General features: G+C 47.1%; 20 protein-coding genes and 1 other annotated feature. Of the genes, 12 read left to right on the forward strand and 8 right to left on the reverse strand.

Annotated features, from left to right (window positions below; all coding sequences use genetic code 11):
* Positions 1-42: 42 nt before the first annotated feature.
* Positions 43-837 carry a hypothetical protein gene (locus KNQ06_RS13410; protein ID WP_082663182.1) on the reverse strand — a complete coding sequence of 265 codons (795 nt, stop codon included), beginning with the start codon at positions 835-837 and terminating at the stop codon, positions 43-45.
* 115 nt (positions 838-952) lie between these two features.
* Between KNQ06_RS13410 and KNQ06_RS13415 the strand changes: the two genes are divergently transcribed.
* A complete protein-coding gene (locus KNQ06_RS13415; protein ID WP_023469668.1) occupies positions 953-1126 on the forward strand; it encodes a YycC family protein in 174 nt (57 codons plus the stop codon).
* A 46-nt stretch (positions 1127-1172) separates the two neighbouring features.
* Here the strand turns inward: KNQ06_RS13415 and KNQ06_RS13420 are convergent, their stop codons facing one another.
* On the reverse strand, positions 1173-1655 hold the full coding sequence (locus KNQ06_RS13420; protein WP_058265683.1) for a site-2 protease family protein: 483 nt from the start codon (positions 1653-1655) through the stop codon (positions 1173-1175).
* Between the two features lie 180 nt (positions 1656-1835).
* The gene (gene pulA, locus KNQ06_RS13425) at positions 1836-3842 is read right to left on the reverse strand and encodes a type I pullulanase (protein ID WP_251133430.1); all 2007 of its coding nucleotides are present in this window, start codon (positions 3840-3842) and stop codon (positions 1836-1838) included.
* Positions 3843-3953: 111 nt separating this feature from the next.
* On the opposite strand from pulA, the gene KNQ06_RS13430 reads away from it, so the two are divergent.
* Complete coding sequence (locus tag KNQ06_RS13430) at positions 3954-4448, forward strand: YajQ family cyclic di-GMP-binding protein (RefSeq protein WP_023469671.1); 495 nt, start codon at positions 3954-3956, stop codon at positions 4446-4448.
* Between the two features lie 109 nt (positions 4449-4557).
* Here KNQ06_RS13430 and KNQ06_RS13435 read toward each other — a convergent pair whose 3' ends face one another.
* Positions 4558-5343, reverse strand: a complete 786-nt coding sequence (locus tag KNQ06_RS13435; RefSeq protein ID WP_023469672.1) for a 3-hydroxybutyrate dehydrogenase — start codon at positions 5341-5343, stop codon at positions 4558-4560.
* Positions 5344-5464: 121 nt separating this feature from the next.
* Here KNQ06_RS13435 and KNQ06_RS13440 point away from each other — a divergent pair, with 121 nt between their 5' ends.
* The 3 genes from KNQ06_RS13440 (at position 5465) to KNQ06_RS13450 (ending at position 7518) form a co-directional block, all read left to right on the forward strand.
* Positions 5465-6343 carry a LysR family transcriptional regulator gene (locus KNQ06_RS13440; RefSeq protein WP_050678448.1) on the forward strand — a complete coding sequence of 293 codons (879 nt, stop codon included), beginning with the start codon at positions 5465-5467 and terminating at the stop codon, positions 6341-6343.
* Between the two features lie 91 nt (positions 6344-6434).
* The gene (locus KNQ06_RS13445; protein WP_023469674.1) at positions 6435-6848 is read left to right on the forward strand and encodes a carboxymuconolactone decarboxylase family protein; all 414 of its coding nucleotides are present in this window, start codon (positions 6435-6437) and stop codon (positions 6846-6848) included.
* Between the two features lie 76 nt (positions 6849-6924).
* Entirely contained in the window at positions 6925-7518 is a 594-nt protein-coding gene (locus tag KNQ06_RS13450) for a metallophosphoesterase family protein (protein ID WP_214725099.1), read from the forward strand.
* 62 nt (positions 7519-7580) lie between these two features.
* On the opposite strand, the gene KNQ06_RS13455 is transcribed toward KNQ06_RS13450, so the two are convergent.
* Positions 7581-8186, reverse strand: a complete 606-nt coding sequence (locus KNQ06_RS13455; protein ID WP_214725101.1) for a hypothetical protein — start codon at positions 8184-8186, stop codon at positions 7581-7583.
* Positions 8187-8216: 30 nt separating this feature from the next.
* On the reverse strand, positions 8217-9899 hold the full coding sequence (gene argS, locus KNQ06_RS13460; protein WP_214725102.1) for an arginine--tRNA ligase: 1683 nt from the start codon (positions 9897-9899) through the stop codon (positions 8217-8219).
* Positions 9900-9959: 60 nt separating this feature from the next.
* Positions 9960-10178, reverse strand: a binding site (T-box leader).
* A 129-nt stretch (positions 10179-10307) separates the two neighbouring features.
* Between argS and KNQ06_RS13465 the strand changes: the two genes are divergently transcribed.
* Complete coding sequence (locus tag KNQ06_RS13465; protein WP_214725105.1) at positions 10308-11984, forward strand: GGDEF domain-containing protein; 1677 nt, start codon at positions 10308-10310, stop codon at positions 11982-11984.
* A 15-nt stretch (positions 11985-11999) separates the two neighbouring features.
* Positions 12000-12782 carry an alpha/beta hydrolase gene (locus tag KNQ06_RS13470; RefSeq protein ID WP_058265678.1) on the forward strand — a complete coding sequence of 261 codons (783 nt, stop codon included), beginning with the start codon at positions 12000-12002 and terminating at the stop codon, positions 12780-12782.
* A 61-nt stretch (positions 12783-12843) separates the two neighbouring features.
* Here the strand turns inward: KNQ06_RS13470 and trhO are convergent, their stop codons facing one another.
* Positions 12844-13758, reverse strand: coding sequence for an oxygen-dependent tRNA uridine(34) hydroxylase TrhO (trhO, locus tag KNQ06_RS13475; protein WP_082627445.1), 915 nt, complete (start codon positions 13756-13758; stop codon positions 12844-12846).
* 238 nt (positions 13759-13996) lie between these two features.
* Here trhO and KNQ06_RS13480 point away from each other — a divergent pair, with 238 nt between their 5' ends.
* The 4 genes from KNQ06_RS13480 (at position 13997) to KNQ06_RS13495 (ending at position 17759) form a co-directional block, all read left to right on the forward strand.
* Positions 13997-14644, forward strand: coding sequence for a TVP38/TMEM64 family protein (locus tag KNQ06_RS13480; protein WP_023469681.1), 648 nt, complete (start codon positions 13997-13999; stop codon positions 14642-14644).
* 263 nt (positions 14645-14907) lie between these two features.
* Complete coding sequence (locus KNQ06_RS13485) at positions 14908-15234, forward strand: DUF485 domain-containing protein (RefSeq protein WP_023469682.1); 327 nt, start codon at positions 14908-14910, stop codon at positions 15232-15234.
* Positions 15231-16787, forward strand: coding sequence for a solute symporter family protein (locus KNQ06_RS13490; protein ID WP_149428001.1), 1557 nt, complete (start codon positions 15231-15233; stop codon positions 16785-16787). The genes KNQ06_RS13485 and KNQ06_RS13490 overlap by 4 nt, the downstream gene beginning before the upstream one ends.
* A gap of 114 nt (positions 16788-16901) precedes the next feature.
* Positions 16902-17759, forward strand: coding sequence for a sulfite exporter TauE/SafE family protein (locus KNQ06_RS13495; RefSeq protein WP_214772254.1), 858 nt, complete (start codon positions 16902-16904; stop codon positions 17757-17759).
* A gap of 55 nt (positions 17760-17814) precedes the next feature.
* Here the strand turns inward: KNQ06_RS13495 and KNQ06_RS13500 are convergent, their stop codons facing one another.
* Positions 17815-19191 (reverse strand): alanine/glycine:cation symporter family protein, encoded by a 1377-nt coding sequence (locus tag KNQ06_RS13500; protein ID WP_214729074.1) that lies wholly within the window; start codon positions 19189-19191, stop codon positions 17815-17817.
* A gap of 144 nt (positions 19192-19335) precedes the next feature.
* Between KNQ06_RS13500 and KNQ06_RS13505 the strand changes: the two genes are divergently transcribed.
* The gene (locus KNQ06_RS13505; protein ID WP_035395605.1) at positions 19336-20553 is read left to right on the forward strand and encodes a PucR family transcriptional regulator; all 1218 of its coding nucleotides are present in this window, start codon (positions 19336-19338) and stop codon (positions 20551-20553) included.
* The last annotated feature ends 73 nt before the right edge of the window (positions 20554-20626 follow it).

A 20626-nucleotide genomic window follows, 5' to 3' on the forward strand; every position in this document is an offset into this window, starting at 1 on the left:
CAAAAAACATCCTTCTTGCTGAAAAGCGAAAAGGATGTTTCATTACGTCTTTTGAAAAATTTGAACCCATGTGTTGCCGAATGTCGCCGATGTCGATACGATCGCAAGACGTCGCGCCTCTTCATCGAGTAACACACTTTTGAGTAAAACGGAGGAATGACATCCCTCGAACTTATATTTCAGCTGACTCTTCTCATACAAGTAAAAACGAGATGAATCGGTGATCGAAAACAATTGGTGCCGGTGATCAACGAGCGAGTACTCCGCGTAATCTGAAAAAGGAATGATCGATTCCTGATTCGTCGCAGCGTCCCAAATCACATACCGTTCTTTTAGATCATCATAAGAAATGATCGTCGTAGGTGCGATGAATCGTTCGAACGTCAAACGTGTATCATATCCTCGCTCCACTAAGCGCCCGAACAGTGGCGCCTCTTCATAATTTGAGTACCGCCAGTCCCCTGTTTGAACGTTCACACAGACGACGTCTGTTTCTGCCGTGTACAGGAAGATCTCATCATCTTGCCACAAGAATAAATTACTGAACCATGCCTCGGAAAAAGCAGCGGGTCGCTTGATATAATCTAAATGCCCTTGCTCTAAATCTAGTAAACCAAAATAAGCTGACTCTTCAAATACGATGAACAATCGTCCACCGCCTGGCTCAATGTACCAGGAGAATGGAACATACGCACATGCTGTTTCCCATAGTGGTCTTAAATCCGCATCACATTTCATAAATCCGTGGCGATCTCGAAAAAGAAGCAAATCCTCCCCGATTCGATCAAACAGTGAGACGGATTCATGGAGTAACAGCTCTGCAGCAGGTTTATACATATGCATCACTTCCTACTTCATACGGTATCAACCTTCTCAGTTTCTCGCTACTATTGATGCGCTCGGCTTGCACCTCCTGTTATACTAACTTCATGGAAAAAGGAGGACGAACACGATGAAACCTTTACAATTATCAGCAGAGACGGCTGTCGAACTCGCAAAACGTCTGAACGTACCACTTGAACAACTGATGCATATGCCGCGCCATATCTTGATTCAAAAGCTCGTCGAACTCGAGCAGGAACAAGCGAAAACAGAATCGGATTCGTCTAGCGAATCGGAATCCTGAGTAAAAAGCCTCTTTTCCAATGACGGAAGGAGGCTTTAATCTTCGTTTAAGATTGTGGATGATAGTCTGATTTACCGTAACGGAAGACATTGATGATTGCTTTTCCGTCACTCGGATAACCATTCGGATGATCGATCGGGAAGAGGGAGAAAAAGACGAAATAAAACGAGAAATACGCAAATTGGTACGTAAAAATCGACGCCTCGAACACGCCGGCATAAATAAGACCATTTACGACTAAGATACTCACCAAGTTCGCGATCGATCCACCAGCATAGACCATGATATTAGCAAACTTCGTTTCGTGACGTAGCGCCTCATATTGACACCATCCATCCCAAAAATAAACACGATTCAGTCGAATTGGACCAACACGAAGCAATGATTTGCCTGAACCAATATTGATTTCCATGTTTCCACCGAACAATCGGGCAAAAAAGTAATGACCCATCTCATGAATCAATGTCACGATAGGTAGCAGTAAAAAGAACGATAAAAAGAATTTCCATAAATCACCGAAACCGAACATACAACGTACACCCTCTCACTTCAAAACAACATCTTAAATACTACATATAATTTTCCCGAAAGATGTATCTTCAAACAATGTTTCGATGATTTTCGCAAGTCAATTGCATGACAGACTGACATCGGACTGTCATCCACGTAAAAAAAGGACGAAGTCTTATAGCGCTTCGTCCTTCTTGATTTAATCGGTTTTCTTACGACGTTTGTTCGCTGCGTACAACAATCCGATAATTGTCAGTGCTGCACCACCTGCCACCGCATACTTCTTGTAGTCCGCTTTTCGTTCGGCGATGACCGTCGTCGTCAATGCTGGAACGACCAACTGTTTCTCTTCATGCAGTCGTGGTGCGTGCAACTTAACGGCACCCGACTCCACTAACACCTCGAATTCACCGTTTGGCAATTCAATCGTGATATCCTCTTCCGTCGCATTATGATAGACACGCTGCCGTTCGACGTATCCTTCATATGTTCGCTTCAGTTCAAAGGCAATGACACCTTCCCCTTCTTCGAGGAAACGAAGATGCTTTTTGATCATCGATGCGTTTGCGAGACGGAACATCGGATACTGACGACGAAGGGCAATCAATCCTTTGACGTACTCGACGGCCGGGCGCTCTGTTTCTGCACGTTCATAATCGAGACGATTGACGACCTCTCCGGCATTGAAGCTGTCACGAATACCGTCCTTCGTCCGGAAAAACTCTTGTCCGGCATGAAGGAACGGAATCCCTTGTCCCGTCAAGATGATCGCATTCGCGAGCATTTGCCGTTTCCGACGAGTCTCTTCCGTATCCTCTGGGCGAGACACCGTTAATTTATCCCAAATCGTCAAATCATCGTGAGCTTCGACATACGAGACGACCTGATTCGGCTCATCAGCAAATCCTTGTGAAGAGACGTTACCAGCGATTCCCCGTTTGACTTCACTCGTCCGGTCGAATGCCCCGCTGATGAAACCACGGTCTTCCGGCGTTTGAACATCTCCTTTGACCCCGTCTCGTAAACCGTTATTGAAGTGAGCGATTCCTGGCATTTTCGGTGCATTGAAGTAGTTCGCTTTTTCTTCTGGATCAAGTGGCGTATCGAGATCCCAACCTTCACCGATGATCAGAATCGACGGATCAATCCGGTCAAGTGCATGGCGCACCTGATTCATTGTCTCGACATCATGCAGTCCCATCAAATCGAATCGGAAACCATCCAGATGGTATTCTTTCGCCCAGTACGTCACACAATCAAGAATGAACTTTCGCATCATCAGACGTTCAGATGCCGTATCATTTCCACAGAAACTACCATTTGAGAGACTACCATCCGCCTCTTGACGATAGAAGTATCCAGGAACGAACTGACCGAGCGGAACCGTTGCTACATCATACGTATGATTGAAGACGACGTCCATGATGACACGGATCCCGCGATCGTGTAACGCTTGTACCAATTGTTTTAATTCAAGAATCCGCGTTCGTGGATCATCTGGATTCGACGAGTATGAACCTTCCGGCGCAAAGTAGTTCACCGGGTCATACCCCCAGTTATAGTTATCCGGGTCGTTCGGCGCTGTCTCATTGACTGAGCCAAAATCATAGATCGGCAGTAACTGGACATGTGTCACACCGAGATCCGCTAAATAATCAAGTCCTGTCAATCCGCCATTTGGTGTCCGTGTCCCTGCTTCCGTCAGCCCAGCGAACGTACCACGTGCGACGACACCACTAGCCGGATGACTCGTTGCATCGCGTACATGTAATTCATACACAACTGCGTCTTGCGAAGAATGGAACAGTGGGCGTTCTTCGATCCATCGTTCTGGTGTCACACTTGTCGGGTCGATCAACGCACCGCGTTTTCCATTCGTTCCGACGGCTTTCGCATACGGATCGACCGCCTCGACCTTTTGTCCGTTGATGCTCGCTTGAAACGTATAGAAATAACCTTCATATGCCGCTCGATCGAGTTCAACGACGTACGTTCCCCGTTCGCCTGCCACCATCTCGACCTCTTCGACTTTTCGTGCGCGTAGTGTCTTGTAGAGACGAATCACGACACGTTCTGCCGTCGGCGCCCATAAGCGCACGCGAATCGCTGTCTCTGAGAAGGTCGCTCCTAAATCATTTCCACTATAGGCAAATCGCTCATCCAGTTCTTGCGGTGTGAGCGTCAACATGTCTGCTGTTTGTTTCAAAGCTAAGCACCCCTTTCATTTCATGGTTTTTATTATAACAAAATTTCAAAGCAGTGGACGCTTCCGGTATTCCTCTCTAAAATAGAGAGTGGAATGAAAGGGGAGATTAACATGGCAGCAAAAGATAATTCATTTGATATCGTGTCACAAATCAACATCGAGGAAGTCAAGAATGCAGTTCAGATCGCACTAAAAGAAATCACGAACCGCTTCGACTTCAAAGGTTCAAAGAGCGACATGAAGCTCGAAAAAGAGGATTTGATTCTAATCTCAGATGACGATTTCAAACTCGATCAAGTCAAAGATGTCTTAACAGCAAAATTGATCAAGCGCGAAGTCCCGACCAAAAACCTGCAGTACGAAAAAGTCGAACAGGCTGCTGGCAATACGGTTCGCCAACGCGTCATCCTTAAGAGCGGGATTGATCGTGACGATGCGAAAAAGATCAACAATGCCGTCAAGGAATCGAAATTAAAAGTGAAGACACAGATCCAAGATGATCAAATCCGCGTCACAGGTAAATCACGTGACGACTTGCAACAAGTCATGCAAATCGTTCGTGAGCTTCCGTTATCGGTCGACGTTCAATTCATTAACTTCCGTTAATCTACTCGCGTTAAATCGGCTGAACGTTCTTGTTCAGTCCATCAAACAAAAAAGGGAGGTGCTTTCTGGATCGTATCCAAGAAGCACCTCCCTTCATTTATATTGTTGCTTATTGCGCTGTGTAACCACCATCGAGAACGACAGCTTGACCCGTGACACCTGCTGCTTTGTCACTTGCAAGGAAAATAGCGTAATCCGCGATTTCTTTGACTTGGAGTAACCGTTGTTGCGGGACAAGTGGATAGATGACTTCTTCTAATACACGTTCGAGTGGTACATTCCGTGTTTCAGCGAGCGAAGACAATTGGTTTTGGACGAGTGGTGTATCGACATATCCTGGGCAAATCGCGTTGACCGTGATACCCGAAGTTGCCCCTTCTAATGCTGCGACTTTCGTTAAACCGATGACACCGTGTTTCGCACTGTTATAAGCAGCTTTCCCTGCAAAACCAATCAATCCGTTGATCGATGACATGTTCAAGATCCGTCCAGAGCCTTGTTTTTTCATGATCGGGAAGACATATTTCGTATAAAGGAATGGTGCACGAAGCATGATGCTTTGAAGCAAGTCGAATTTCTCAGTCGAGAACTCTTCGATTGGTGAGACGTGTTGCATTCCCGCGTTATTGATGACGATATCAATCGTTCCGTAATGTGCGACAGTCTGATCGATACTTGATTTGATTGCCTCTTCACTTGTCACATCACCTGCGACAGCAAACGCATCGAAGCCTTTTTCACGAAGCGTTTCAGCAGAGCGTTTTGCAGCTTCTTCCTGAAGATCGACGATGACGACCTTCGCACCTTCTTGAGCGAATTCTTCAGCGATCTCAAGACCGATTCCGCTTGCTGCTCCTGTAATTAACGCGACTTTTCCTTCGAGTTGTTTCATCATGATGGATTCCTTCTTTCTTTATCTTTACGTGTTCGGTCTCTTTACTGTACGCTGATTGAAAGAATAATAAAAATGAATACTTGTTATGACATCTATAACTCAAAAGAATAGGAGAATACTGATGGATTTCCGCCAACTGGAATACTTTACGGAAGTGGCACGCTTCAAAAGCTTCACTCGTGCCGCTGAACATCTCCACGTCACGCAACCGACACTCAGTAAAATGGTCCGTCACTTAGAAGAAGAACTTGAGATGGAATTGTTCGACCGGAGCAAACGACAAATCGTCCTGACGGATGCCGGCGAGACCTTATTGATTGAAGGTGAAAAGATTCTGCGACAGTTATCTGATCTGCCTTCTCATCTCTATGATGTCATGCATCTGACGAAGGGAACGATTCGGCTCGGCGTACCCCCACTAATTGGTTCGCTGTTTTTCCCGGGTCTACTGCGTCGCTTCGAAGAGATGTATCCGATGATTCAAATCGAATTAATCGAAGCCGGTGGACATGCGTTAGAAAAAGCGGTCGTCGCCGGTGAAGTCGATTTGATCGCAACGGTGCTGCCTTCGGATGAGCATTTAACGACACACCCCTTCATTGAAGAAGAATTGCATTTATTCTTACCGAGTGATCATCCACTCGCTGATCGGTCGATGATTGCGTTAGAAGAAGTTTCCGACATGCCGTTCGTCTTGTTCAACGAAACGTTCTCGCTACACGATGTTGTCTTGAACGCCTGCCAAGATGCCGGATTTACGCCTAACGTGTCTCGGGTGAGCTCGCAGTGGGACTTCTTATGTTTACTAGTCGCAGAAGGAAATGCCGTGACTGTCCTGCCGCGTTCGATCGCGGATCGCTTTTCGATTCGTGGCGTCAAAACGATCCCACTTGAAACACGAGTCCCGTGGCACTTAGGAATCGCTGTTCCAACCGGTCGCTACCAATCGTACGTGACGCGGAAATGGATTCAATTCGTCAGCGATATGTATTCCAAATAAGCATACTTTTCATAAAAACCATGTATTTGTAGAATGGAAATTCTTCCTTTACGATGAGAACATCGTTAAAAAAGAAAGGAAGTCCTTTACCATGGCAACTCATTTTGAATCACGTCACGAAACAGGCGTTAAAAAACTCAGCGAATTCACAGACGCAAACGCTGCACAATCGACGCATGACAAAATCTCTGAATCCCTGAAAGATATCGCTCCAGCAGTCGGTGAGTGGATCACGGATTTCGCATACGGTGAAGTTTACAGCCGCGATGGTCTCGTCAACCGTGACCGCGCAATCGTGACGATTGCTTCTCTCGTCACACAAGGTACAGAACCACAGCTTGCTCTCCACATCAATACTGGATTGACAGCTGGTTTAACAGGAAACGAAATCGTCGAAGCTATCATGCATCTTGTTCCTTACACTGGATTCCCACGTGTCTTGAACGCACTTGAAGTCGCAAAAGTCGTCTTCGCAGAACGTGGCGTCACAGTCGAAACAGAATAAGATCCGTACGACTTAATTGAAAAAAGATGGGCATGACGCATTTTCGGGTATCTCCTTAACAAAGGAGTGGTCGATCATGCGTTATGCCCTTTTTGCGGATCTTCACAGCTCAGTAGCCGACACAGCGGCTGTCCTAGCTGACATACGGCGGCTCGCTCCCGATGCGCATTTGTTTTGTCTCGGTGATGTTCATGAATGCCATGTCGGTAAAAAGCGAGCAAAGCGCTATTCTTTCGAATCGCTCTCCCTCGTCGTGACGCTCGATGATGATTTTTTAAAGCTGATTGATTTTAAGACGTTACTTGGTAATCAAGAAGAGCGCATCCTGTCGCTCGTTCCACCGCATCTATCTCCTGTCATCGATGTATTACGCGATTGCCCTCGAAAACAACGCATCGAGGGGGCATTGTTGATTCATGGAGACCAACTCAGTTGGTCGCGGGATTTTCTACCCGACCTGTCACAACAACGCGAACCGTTACTCTTTTTTGGTCATAGTCATATCAGAGGTTTGTTTCGAAATGGCATCGCCAAACCGAGCCCACTAGGTCAAACTTTATCCATCAAAGGAGGACGGTATGCCGTCAATCTAGGTCCCGTCGTGTTCGAACGAGAATGGTGTCTTTACGATTCAGAGCAACAAACGATCGTGTTCTATCAGGCGAAGTAAGAAGATACGACAAAAGCCGTCGGGCACAGGGCTCGACGGCTTTTGTTCGTGTATCTTATTGATCAGAGATAACGGACAAGCGATGCCTTGACGACATCCACTTGTGTGAAGTTCGTCTCTTCCGCGAATGTTTCGATGACTTGACGGACATCCCCTTGACGACGTACGAAGCTCGTCGGGACTGGTGTCGTACCGACAAGTTGCTCATGCAGACTCGTCAATCGATGATCATCGATGATCGTCGTCATCAAATCAAGGAACAGGAGAACATGCAGACGGTTCAAATAATCCCATGGTTTGTCTTCCGAACGGAATTCATTACGAGCGAGCCATTTTTTCAATCCGATCGCATCGATTTGACTCAACGTCTCTGTCGTACGTGCTGACTTCCAAAGCGTCAACAGTTCACCCAGTTTTTTCCGTGTCTGTTTCTTACGCATGAAGAATTCAAAATTGTCTTTCGTCCGTAATGCGTCTCCTTCAATCGGAGCAATCAAATCGGCTTCCGGCGCCGTCACGAAATCGTGAACGAAATCGACAGACTCTCCCGGTAACCAAGCAGCGACTTTCCCGTGAAACTCAGCCATGAAGGCGACCGTTTCTGCCAAAGGCTCCTGCTTCATCTGTGAAGCAGCTTGCTGTAATCGTTCTTTCGTCTCAGTCTTCATAATCTACCTCTTCTTATTCGTGGATTGGTCTTACATTTCTTCTGGAGCGCCGACACCAAGCAAACGAAGACCCTCTGTCAAGACGATCGTGACAGACTTGACGAGTGCAAGACGCGATTGTTTTGCTGCGTCATCTTCGAGAACACGGACGTGTCCGTAGTATTTATTGAAGCTTTGTGCAAGATCTAAGACGTAACGGCTGATGATTGATGGCTCACGACGTGTGAACGCGCGATCGATGACCGTCGAGAATTGGTTTAGCATCGAGACGACACCCCATGCATGATCATCTGCACTACCAGCGAATGGTGTTCCATCATAGCCACCTTTACGGAGCAATGAGTGCGCACGGGCATTCGTGTACTGGACATACGGTCCTGTTTCGCCTTCGAATTTCAACATCTGCTCAAGATCGAACTCGATGTTGTTCATCCGTTCGTTCTTCAAGTCATGGAAGATGACCGCGCCAACACCAACTTGGCGAGCCGTGGCTTCGGCATTCGCTAAGTTCGGATTTTTTTCCGCGATGTTTTGCTTCGCAACATCGATTGCTTCTTGTAGTACTTCTTCAAGCAAGACGATCCGACCTTTACGCGTCGACATTTTCTTTCCGTCCTTCATGATCAAACCGAATGGGACATGGTGCATTCCGTCGACGTTTTCGAATCCAAGTTTCTTCAAGACTGCGAACAATTGCTTGAAGTGAAGCGCTTGTTCCCCACCGACGACGTAGAACGCTTGCTCAAAGCGGTACGTTTCAAGACGATAGACGGCAGCTGCTAAGTCACGTGTCGCATAAAGCGTTGCGCCATCTTTCTTTTTAATCAAGGCAGGTGGCATACCTTCTGCTTCGAGGTCGACGACCATTGCCCCTTCTGATTCGACGAGGAGATCTTTTTCTTCGAGCAAATCGATGACGTGTTGCATCTTATCGTTGTAGAAGGCTTCTCCGTTCAAACTATCGAATTTAACACCAAGCATCTCATAGACACGGTTGAACTCAACGAGTGAGACTTCACGGAACCACGTCCAAAGAGTTGTCGCCTGCTCATCACCTTGTTCGAGTTTTTTGAACCAGAGACGTCCTTCGTCCTCAAGTGCCGGATTTGTTTCCGCTTCTTCGTGGAACCGGACGTATAATTTCAACAATTCCTTGATTGGTTCTGCACGGACCGCTTCTTCCTCACCCCACATCGTGTAAGCGACCATCAATTTCCCGAACTGAGTTCCCCAGTCCCCTAAGTGGTTGACACCGACGACGTCGTACCCTTTTTTACGCGAAATCTGGTTGAGCGCGTTCCCGATGACTGTCGAACGCAAGTGACCCATCGAGAAGGGTTTCGCGATGTTTGGTGATGAAAAATCAGTGACGATCGTTTTCCCGTTGGCTTCACTTGATCCGAACGCCTCTTTTTCCGTCAAAACTTGGTTGACGATTTCTTGCGAGACGACATCCCGGTTCAAGAAGACGTTGATGTAAGGACCAACAGCTTGAACGTTCGAGAACAACGGCGCGTCAATTTTTTCTGCGAGCTCCGAAGCAATCATGTTCGGTGCTTTACGGAATGCTTTAGCGAGCATGAAACATGGGAATGCTAGATCTCCATGATCTTCATGTTTCGGTTGCTCAATCAGTTGTTCGATTTGTTCAACTGATAAGGCACCTTCCATGACTTGATGTAATACTTCTGCATACTGCGCTTTATAACTCATCTTTATTTCCTCCTGCTTCACTGATTTTTTGGCAATAAAAAACGCCCCTTGCGCCACGCGCAAAGAGACGGAATGACCGCGGTACCACTCTTCTTGGTGTCATTTCGACACCCACCTTGTTTGGGGATAACGGGGTTCCCCCGGCTACGCCTTTTCCTTCTGGAATCGGGCAGCGTCTCAGAAGTGCGCTTCACGACCGGTTCGTCCTCAGGCTTCCACCATTCCCTGATTCGCTAGTTGACGAATATCAACCGTTACTCTCTTCATCATTGACTGTATTCGATATCTTTCACATTATACGCAATTCTTTCTTTTCTCTCAACCTTATTTTTTTGGTAAATGGCTCATCAAAATTTCCACAATTCGGGTATAGGAATAAAAGATACTTCTCAGGGGGAGGGATGTTTCATGCGCTACTACCAACATGTAGCCCGGACGAGCTGGATCGTCTTCGGTCTCGTCGCCTTGACATTATTAGTGATCGGCATCGTTCATCCACCAACCTTCCATCCTTCTGTCTCCATCATCAACACTCTTTATTTATTCGGACTCGTTCTCCTGTTTCAGTTCGATAATGTCCGTCGTGGTGGCATTTACTATACATTCCAAGAAGGCATCATCTTATTTTTATTCCTCAATTACGGTTTAACGTACGCCTTGATTTTAAGCCAAGTCGGTATTCTCGTCTTTCAATTCATGTCTCACCGAAAAGCGATTCGTTGGAAACGTTTCGTTTATCTCTACCCGATCAACGCCTTGTTCGATTTAGTCTACATCTCGCTTCCAGCCTTTGCGTATTATGCGCTCGGCGGACCAATCGGCTCAAACTTTACGTATACGAAAGCCTTACTCCCTTTCATCGGCTTTTTGATCACCGTCTTCCTTGTCTCTTATTTCCAATGTCTGTTCGTCAATCGCTTCCTCTACTTGAAATACGATTGGCAACGTCTCGTAAAACTTCAGTCCCTCGTCTACGGGATTAGCATGTTAAGTGCTCTACTTGGAATCTGGTTCTACGATGAAAGTCCGCTCGTCGCGGCTACAGTTTCCGCATTGATTCTCTTTTTGTTCAAACGTCTGTTGCAAGAGCGTGGTGACTCCCTTGAAGCAAACGATAATGCCAAGCGATTTGATGATGCGAAGGAACACTTGTTGATTTCCCGCTTCGAGCGCGAGACGATCGATTCGTTGCTCCTCGATTTACCGCATCTATTGCCGTTTTCTGAAGGTTGGATCTCGATTCAACAACAGCGGAAACAAGTCATCTATAACATCCGGACGAAACAACCAATCGACGTGTTACCACTGTTTCATTCCTTGTCAGCCGACGATTTGCATACCCCGATCATCTATGGGCTGCGTTGCGACTGGGGAAACGATATTCAAATCGGATTGCCTGTCGATCGTCACTCGATGCTAGCGATTCCTTCGATTACGAGCGGAGAGGTCGATGTTTCGATCATCCTATTCCATCAAGTCGCAGACGCCTATGATGTGACAAATGCCGACGAATTATCTCGTTTGCTCCGTATCTTTTGTCGCGTCTTAGAACGCTCACGTGAAACGGTCCAACTCTATACGGAAAGTCGGACCGATGCCTTGACCGAATTACCGAATAGTCGGGCTTTTTATGAACACGGTCGGCAGGAATTTGCCGCTGACTGCTATCCGCTCTCCGTGATCCTGTTCGATATCGATCATTTCAAACGTGTCAATGATACGTACGGTCATAAAGTAGGCGATCTCGTCCTTCGTGAACTCGGTCGACGTATCCAGGCGATCCAATTACAATATGATGATGTCTTTGCTGCTCGTTATGGTGGGGAGGAATTCGTACTTCTGTTGCGAAATGGTAGTCAAGAGGCTGCTATCCAGATTGCCGAGACGGTCCGCCATGCGGTCATGGATCGTCCCTTCCTCGTCGATGGTCACCGACTGTCCTTAACGGTCAGCCTCGGAATTGATACAGTGGAGGAAAGATATCAACGGACGTTCGAAGAATCGTTACGTCAAGCCGATCATGCACTCTATGTCGGCGGAAAACACAATGGGCGCAATTGTACCGCGCATTATGCAAACCTTTGAAAGGTCGTGACTCTATTGTCGATTACTGAAATTGAAATGACGCTACCGACATCACAAACTCATCGGACGATTCGGATTCATCGGCCACCCCATTTAGATCCTTCTGAAGCGTTACCTGTGATTTATATGCACGATGGACAAAACGTCTTCAGTGGAGAGACCGCCTCGTTCGGAAAAGGCTGGGAGATTCATCTTGCGCTACAACAGACACAGATTCCGGCAATGGTCGTCGCGATCGACAGTCCAGAAGACGGAATGGATCGTTACGATGACTACGCTCCTTGGAGTGATGAAGCTTTATTGATGCGGACTGCTTATCCTTCGCACCGGAAGTCGATCGGGGGAAACGGTAAGGTCTACATGGACTGGATCATCCGCGAGTTAAAACCGTACATTGATGCCAACTACGCGACACGCCCTGACGATACGACGATGATCGGCAGCTCGATGGGTGGCGTCATTTCGCTCTATGGATTGTTCGCATATCCGGAAGTCATCACGCGCGTCGCTGCCCTGTCGACGGCCGGATGGGCAAACTTCTCCTCACTCCTTGAATTCATCGAGCGCAGTCCGTCGCTGTCTGCTACCCATCGCTGTTATATGGATGTTGGGACAAAAGAAGTGAGTGGTCCGATGACCGAAACGGATTATTTACACACAAATGATGTCTTAGCGCGAGCGGTCGAACAGAAACTTACTCAAAGTCGCTATACGATCATTCCGGAAGCGATTCATCATGAAACGGCCTGGGCCGAGCGTTTACCGGATATTTTACGTTACTTGTTTCCTTCCTCGTGAATACACAAAAAGCCGGGCGATTTCTACTAATAAAGAAATCTTCCGGCTTTTTACGCGTGCCTTATACTAATTCTTCTTGTTGCTCTTTTTCATAACGGTTGCGCGGATGCTCCCGGCATTCATCGGAACACGAACGCATGACTTTTGGTTCGCATTCTTCACAGCAGAAGTGCTGTCGATTACATTCCGGGTTTGCACAATTAACGTAGCGCGTCTCCGGTTTTCCACAGTAGTAACATTCTGAGACGACAGAAGGATTAACGGCATTAACAGGAACTTGTACACGCTCATCAAAGACGTACAGTTCGCCTTCCCAGTCTTCTCCTTGCGTCTGTTCATCTTTTCCGTACATGACGACTCCACCTTTAAGATGGAAGATATCATCACTCTGTTGCCGTTTACGGAAGTACGCCGTGAATTTTTCACAACGAACGCCACCCGTACAGTATGTGAGAACCTTTTTCCCTTCAAACAAATGCTCGTTCTCGTCAAGCCACTCCGGGAATTCCCGTGAAGCATCGACATCCACTTTTACAGCATTCTTGAAGTGTCCGAGGTCGTATTCATAGTTGTTGCGTACATCGAGAATGACGACATCATCTTGTTTCATCATTTCTTTCCACTCTGCTGGTTCAAGATACGCAGCGTGTTCTTCTGGTACGTTGAATTCATCCTCAAAACGCCATGTGACGAGTTCTTTTTTGTAACGGACGAACGTCTTTTTGAAGGCGTGCCCTTCGACTTCATCGATTTTGAATTCGATGTCAGCGAATCGTGGATCCGCCGTCAAGTCCTTCATGTATTGTTCCGTTTGTTCGACCGTTCCAGAGAGTGTGCCGTTGATTCCTTCTGGTGCGATCAAAATCCGACCTTTAATACCGAGCTCTTTACAGTAAGCAAGATGCTCTTTCGTTAGCTGTTCCGCATTTTCGATCGGAACATACTTATAAAATAATAGTACGCGATAAGGTTTCATATTCCTCATTAGCCCCCATGTCAGTTTTTTGCAGTAAAACGAACGTTGGCAAACGAAGCGTCTAGCTATTGACTAGCTGGGAACGCCTGCAAAACGCACCCATTTAAGTATAATACCAACTCCCTTTCGAATGTACAATCTACAATTCCTGAATCCCTTTCAAGGAATTTCATTCCCTTTCTGAATCAGAAAGAGGTAAAATAAAACACAGTAGTACATCTCGCAAGGAGGATTCCGAATGCTCCATACACTTCGTGACTGGATCGAGCAGATGATTTTCTTTCTCCAAGACTTACCTGGAGGAGCTGCCACCGGTTTGATTGCCCCGTTTCTTGAGTCTCTATTTCCTTTCCTGCCACTCGTCCTGATCATTTCCGCGAATGCGGCAACCTATGGTTTTGGTATGGGTGTTCTCGTATCATGGGTCGGGAGCATGCTTGGATCACTCGTCGTCTTCGCTTGTATTCGATATCTATTTCGTCGTCCGGTTACGCGTTGGCTTGAAAAACACCATGCCGCACAACAGTGGATCGAACGTGTTCGTCACATGAGTCCCATCTCACTCGGATTCTTTTTCTCGCTTCCGTTCATGCCTGCGTTCATCATCACGTCCATTTCCGCCATGATTCAACTATCGCTGCGGACGTATTTGATCGCTGCTGGTGCCGGTCGTCTGATCGTCGTCATCATCTTCTCGCTAATCGGAAAGGAATGGTCCACGTTCCTTGAACGTCCGATGCGTCTTGTCCTTCTATTTTTAATTTTACTCGCCATCTGGGGAGTCAGTCGCGGTACGGAAGAATGGCTGAAGCGTCGTGCGCTCTCAAAACGTGCGGATCATTTACGGGAAATCGAAGATAAGATCGAACGTCCATCTGAAAAATGACTCAAGCCTGTCTATGATTCCATAGGCAGGCTTTTTAAGTTGTTCTCATTTTCCGGGTAATAGGTCTTTTGAATCATTTTCCGACATAATTAATATATAAAAATAACGTTCAAACAATGTTCAATATTGAAAACGCTTACATTAAATTGGTATGACCAATATTAATATAATAATGAGCTTTTCTTCTTAAAAATTAGGATAGCTTTTCCAGAAACGACATCCTTATAATGAATTTACATTCATTCCTTAAAGGAGGCGTCCTCATGCATCAAGTGTCCGAAGTTCAAAAAAATGAAGCGACTCAATCCGCTCCAGCAATCGTCGAGAGCGCTACTTTTCAACAATTGATGCGTCAAAAGAATGGCTTCATTCTTCCAGCCATCAGTTTCTGTCTTATTTTTTATTTTACGCTTCCGATTTTAACAAGCTACTTCACGATTTTAAATCAGCCGGTGTTCGGTGATATTACAGGTGCTTGGATCTTCGCTTTTGCTCAGTTCATCATGACGTGGACGTTCTGCATGATGTACAGCAAAAAAGCACGTGCCTTTGATCGACTCGTCGAACAGATCAAGGAGGAGTCGAAATGAATTATACTGCCGTTGCCTTATTTGCGGCGATCGTCGGTTTGACGCTCGTCATTACATACTTTGCTGCTCGTAAAACAAAAACTGCTAACGACTTTTATACAGCGGATGGCGGACTCACTGGTGCACAAAACGGGATGGCGATTGCCGGCGACTATATGTCCGCTGCCTCGTTCCTCGGAATTGCTGGGATGATCGCTTTAGCCGGATTTGACGGATTCTTCTACTCGATTGGCTTCCTCGTTGCCTATCTGGTTGTCTTGTACCTCGTTGCCGAACCACTTCGGAACCTTGGGAAGTACACGATGGCGGATATGATTGCCGCTCGTTTCAATGCTTCAAAAGTTCGAGGAGTCGCCGCCATGAACTCCATCGCGATCTCGATTTTCTATATGATTGCGCAACTCGTTGGTGCGGGTGCCTTGATTGAACTGTTATTAGGAATTCCTTACACGACAAGTGTCATCATCGTCGGTATCTTGATGACAGTCTACGTTGTCTTCGGTGGTATGACAGCGACCTCATGGGTCCAAATCATCAAAGCGATTCTCTTGATGGCAGGAACAGCTGTCATTTCGTTCATGGTATTCGCCAAGTTCGATTTTTCGATCTTCAAGATGTTTTCAGAAGTCAAACAAGCGACACCGCTCGGTGATTCATTCTTGAATCCCGGAAACAAGTTCAAATTACCGCTCGATACGATTTCATTGAATCTCGCACTCGTTCTCGGAACGGCTGGATTACCACATATCTTGATTCGTTTCTTTACTGTTAAGGATGCTCCGACTGCTCGTAAATCCGTCGTATATGCGACGTGGATCATCGGTGCCTTTTATATCTTGACGATCTTCCTCGGCTTTGGTGCCGCTGCTTTCGTCGGTTCTGAAGATATCATTGCTGCCAATGCTGCCGGTAACATGGCGGCACCACTTCTCGCTCAAGCACTCGGTGGCGATTTACTCTTTGCGTTCGTTGCCGCGGTCGCCTTTGCGACGATCCTCGCCGTTGTTGCGGGACTCGTCTTATCCGCAGCATCCGCCTTTGCCCATGACTTCTACAGTCATATTCTTCGCAAAGGACAAGCAACGGAAAAAGAACAGATGACGGCAGCACGACTCGCTTCCATCGCCGTCGCCTTGATTTCGATGGTACTGGCATTGTTCGCACAAACGATGAACGTCGCGTTCCTCGTTTCGCTTGCCTTTGCTGTCGCGGCAAGTGCCAACTTGCCAGTCATTCTCTTGACGATCTTCTGGCGCCGTTTCAATACTGGCGGAGCTGTCACAGGTATGGTCGTCGGGTTATTCTCTTCACTGATTCTCGTCGCACTCAGTCCAAATATTTGGGCAGTCGACGGTTCAGCCTTGTTCGTCGGGGAAGCCCTCTTCCCGCTGACGAATCCAGGAATCGTCTCCATCCCACTTGGCTTCCTCGGAGCCATCGTCGGGACATTGTTGACGAAATCGAACGAAGTTGCCGGTAACTTCGAGCGTATCTTAGTCAAGGCCAATACCGGTATCGATGCAGCCACGGAAGTCGCCGCATCAAAAGAATAAGTTCCCCTTAACGGCTCCTTCAATCCCCTTGAAGGAGCCGTCCCCTTTTACATTCTTCTCATTCATTGCCATACTAAGTGGATAATAGAGAAGAAAAGGAAAGGAAGACTGTACATGGATCTCGCTTTTTATTATTTCTTAATCCTCGGATTTTTCATTGGAATCATCTCCGGCTTTTTCGGAATCGGTGGCGGTATCATCTTGACGCCCCTACTACTCATTTTAGGATATGCTCCAAGCGTTGCGATCGCGACTAGTCTCATGTTGACTCTCGGATCAACGGTTTCAGGTACGATCTCTCACTTACGTCTTAAAAATGTCGTCTGGCGCGATAGCCTTGTCGTCGGGGGTGTTGGAATCATCGGTTCGACGATCGCGACACCACTTGTTCTTCGTTTAGAAGAAGTCAACGGTGCTCATCTCGTCATCTCGATCGTTTATATCGGACTCTTACTCTACTTCGCGAATAAGTTCTTACGTCCGAAAACAACGATCGGTGAACAGACGGGTTGGAAAAATCGATATCTCGCTCTTGCCTTCACTGGTCTGTTCGCTGGATTCATCTCTTCGCTTCTCGGTGTCAGCGGTGGATTCATCATCACACCGTTACTCGTCGGGATCGTTGGCTATGAGTTGAAACGTGCAGTCGGAACGAGTATTGCTTCCGCGTTACTGATCGTCCTATCGGGACTCGTCAACTATACGGTCGCGAGCACGAATATCGATATCCTCGTCGGGATCATGCTAATCGTCGGCGCCTTGCTCGGAGCACCGATTGGCGCGAAGCAGTTGACGCATTTCGAAAGTCCGTTCGTCAAAAAGTACCTCGGTATCTTCTATTTGACGGTTGCGGTCAGTGTGTTACTCGAGGTCATCGGCTGGAACGTCGCTTCACTCTCCGTTCTCGTTGCGCTTAGTTTGATTTTCTTACTGACACTCCTCATCTACAGCCGTCATCGAACGAATGGATGAATCGTCTCATCAGAAAAGCGGTGATGCCCCTATCAGGCATCACCGCTTTTTTCCGTTAAGCCACTCGTTTGTGACCGGCTCGTTCATAGTCTCTCGTTTGTTCAATGACTAAGTGCGACAAGAACAACATTCCAATCAAGTTCGGAATCATCATTAATCCATTTGCAATATCCGCGACCAGCCACAACGGTTCTAATTGCGCGACCGCACCATAACAGGCTGCGAGCGCAAAGAACACGCGGTATCCTTCGTTGAAGCGTGTCGTACCGCTCAAGTACTCCAAGCACTTCTCTCCATAGACATACCAACCAATGATCGTTGAATAACCGAAGAAGAAGACGGAGAAAGCGACCGTCCATTCTCCAAATGATCCAAGAACACTCGCAAAGGCGGTTGCTGTCAGTGCTGCCCCGGAAAGATTCGCATCATGCATCATACCTGAATGCAGCCCACCTGACGGATCCCAAAAACCTGTCGTCAGAAGGACGAGTGCCGTCATCGTACAAACGATCAAGGTCACGATGAAGGTACTCGTCATCGAAATCAATCCTTGTTCGACCGGACGCTCACTTTTCGCAGATCCGGCAATCAAGGCTGCTGTCCCAAGTCCTGCTTCGTTCGTGAAAATACCACGTGCTACACCGACTTGCATCGCCATCATGATTGATACACCGGTGAAGGCTCCCGCTGGCGCAAGCGGCTGGAAGGCGTACTCAAAGATTAAACCAAAGGCTGGTAGAATCTGATCTGCCTTCAATACTAAAAGGACACAAGCGGCACCGATATAGAGTAAGCTCATGATCGGAACGAAGATCGTCGAGATCGCACTGACGCGTTCGAGCCCACCACGAATTGATACGTAGACCGCAATCGCGAGCAGAATGCCGAACACTAGCAGCGGCACACGGAACGATTGCTCAAGCACCGTTGCCATCGCATTCGCTTGCACCGTATTCCCAACACCAAATGATGCGATCAAACCAAATACCGCAAACAGGATGGCGAGTAGTTTAAATTTAGGTCCTAGTCCCTTCTCGATATAATACATCGGTCCACTGACGGCTTCGCCGCGTTCGTTTCGACTTCTAAAGAGAATGGCAAGGAGGCTTTCTGCATATTTCGTCGCCATTCCAATTAAACCGATGACCCACATCCAAAAGACTGCGCCCGGTCCGCCCATCGTCAAGGCGACTGCGATCCCTGCGATGTTTCCGTTTCCGATCGTCGCCGCGAGGGACGTCATCAACATCTGAAAGCTACTGATTTCACCTTCACCTTGCCCTGATTTTTGAACAGATAATTGAAACGCTTGTTTTAAACGCCGAAACTGAAGACCACGTAAGCGGATCGTAAAGTACACTCCTGTTCCTACCAACAACATCATACTCGGAATCCCCCAGACCCAAGCCGATATCAGACGTAACACTTCCATGCCATTTCATCCTCTCTCTCTTTTCCGAGGCTTACCGTAGCATGTAGTTGTGTTTTCTTACAATACAAAAGAATACTTTTTGTGATTTTACACAATAGAAGATATACTAAAACTATCGAGTGAAAGAGAAAGAAGGGAAATCCCATGTTAGAAGCTTCATATCATTCCTTAGACGACTTAGCGGAAGCGATCGGTATTGCCTTGAATGCCCCGATTACGATTGAAGATCGCAATCACCGCCTTCTTGCGTATAGTACGCATACGGCCGATACAGACCCTGCCCGTGTCGCAACGATCATTGGTCGCCGGGTACCGGAATCGGTCATCGACCAACTCTGGAAAGATGAAGTCATCCAGAGCCTTGCTACACAAGATGATCCACTCATTATTTCTGCACGCACGGATGTCGGACTGAATGACCGTGTCGCCATTGCGATCAAGCAAGATTCAGAAATTCTCGGCTATATCTGGTCGATTGCCCGAAGCACGCCGTTTACTCCTTCGGAACTAGCGGACTTAAAGAAAGGAGCTCTACTTGCTCAACGTCAGTTACTGGCGATCGACATGCAGAAAAAACGGAAGGAAGAGCAGACGGAACAGTTTTTCTTCGAGTTATTACATGAAGAATTATCCGAGTCGGAAATCCTGAAGATGTTCTCTAAACTCCATGTCGCACCACCTGGCATCAGTCGTTTGACGGTCATTCGGTTTTCAGAGGCAATCACACCGCGTCTCGCCGATCGCCTGCGCTATTTATTGACGATTCAGCAGACGGTTCGTCCGTTACTTTATGCGTATGATGAGACGGATTTCATCTTGTGGATCAGCACAAACGACCGCGACGCAGAACAAGAACGTCTGCAGTTTGACGCCTTCATCCAGTCGTTTCGACAATTACTCGCGGAGCGGTTCGATTATACGGACTTCGTCGCAGCAAGTAGTGAAGTATTCACCGGCGTCCAAGCGATTCCCGAGCGCTATGAAGAAGCGGGCATTGTCTTGCGTCTAAAAGACGCCTTCCCATTTGAGCTGAAGAACGTGACCCGTTACGAACGCCTCGGCTTATTCCAGCTCTTACCGATTTTCTCGGAGCGTCTGCGACGGCGGACGGTTCGCTTGGAAGAAATCGAACGGCTGCGTGCTTACGATGTGAAACATGCCTCCTCCTTATGTGAGACGCTAGAATGGTTCCTTCATTATGATGGAAACGTCAAACAAGTCGCTTCCCATCTCCATGTCCATCCGAATACGATCCTCTATCGGATGCGACGGATCGAGGAGGAAGCGGGCATTCGAATGGAATCTTTACCTGAACGCTCCTTACTTTATTTGTATCTAAAAGCAGACCGATATCCTTTGTGATTTTTCACAAAGGATATCGGTTATTTTTGAAAACACCGATAAAGTAGAACGCTTTCATTTCTCGTATACTGAA

The organism is Exiguobacterium sp. s91 (assembly GCF_018618915.1).
GTDB classification, from domain to species: domain Bacteria; phylum Bacillota; class Bacilli; order Exiguobacteriales; family Exiguobacteriaceae; genus Exiguobacterium_A; species Exiguobacterium_A abrahamii.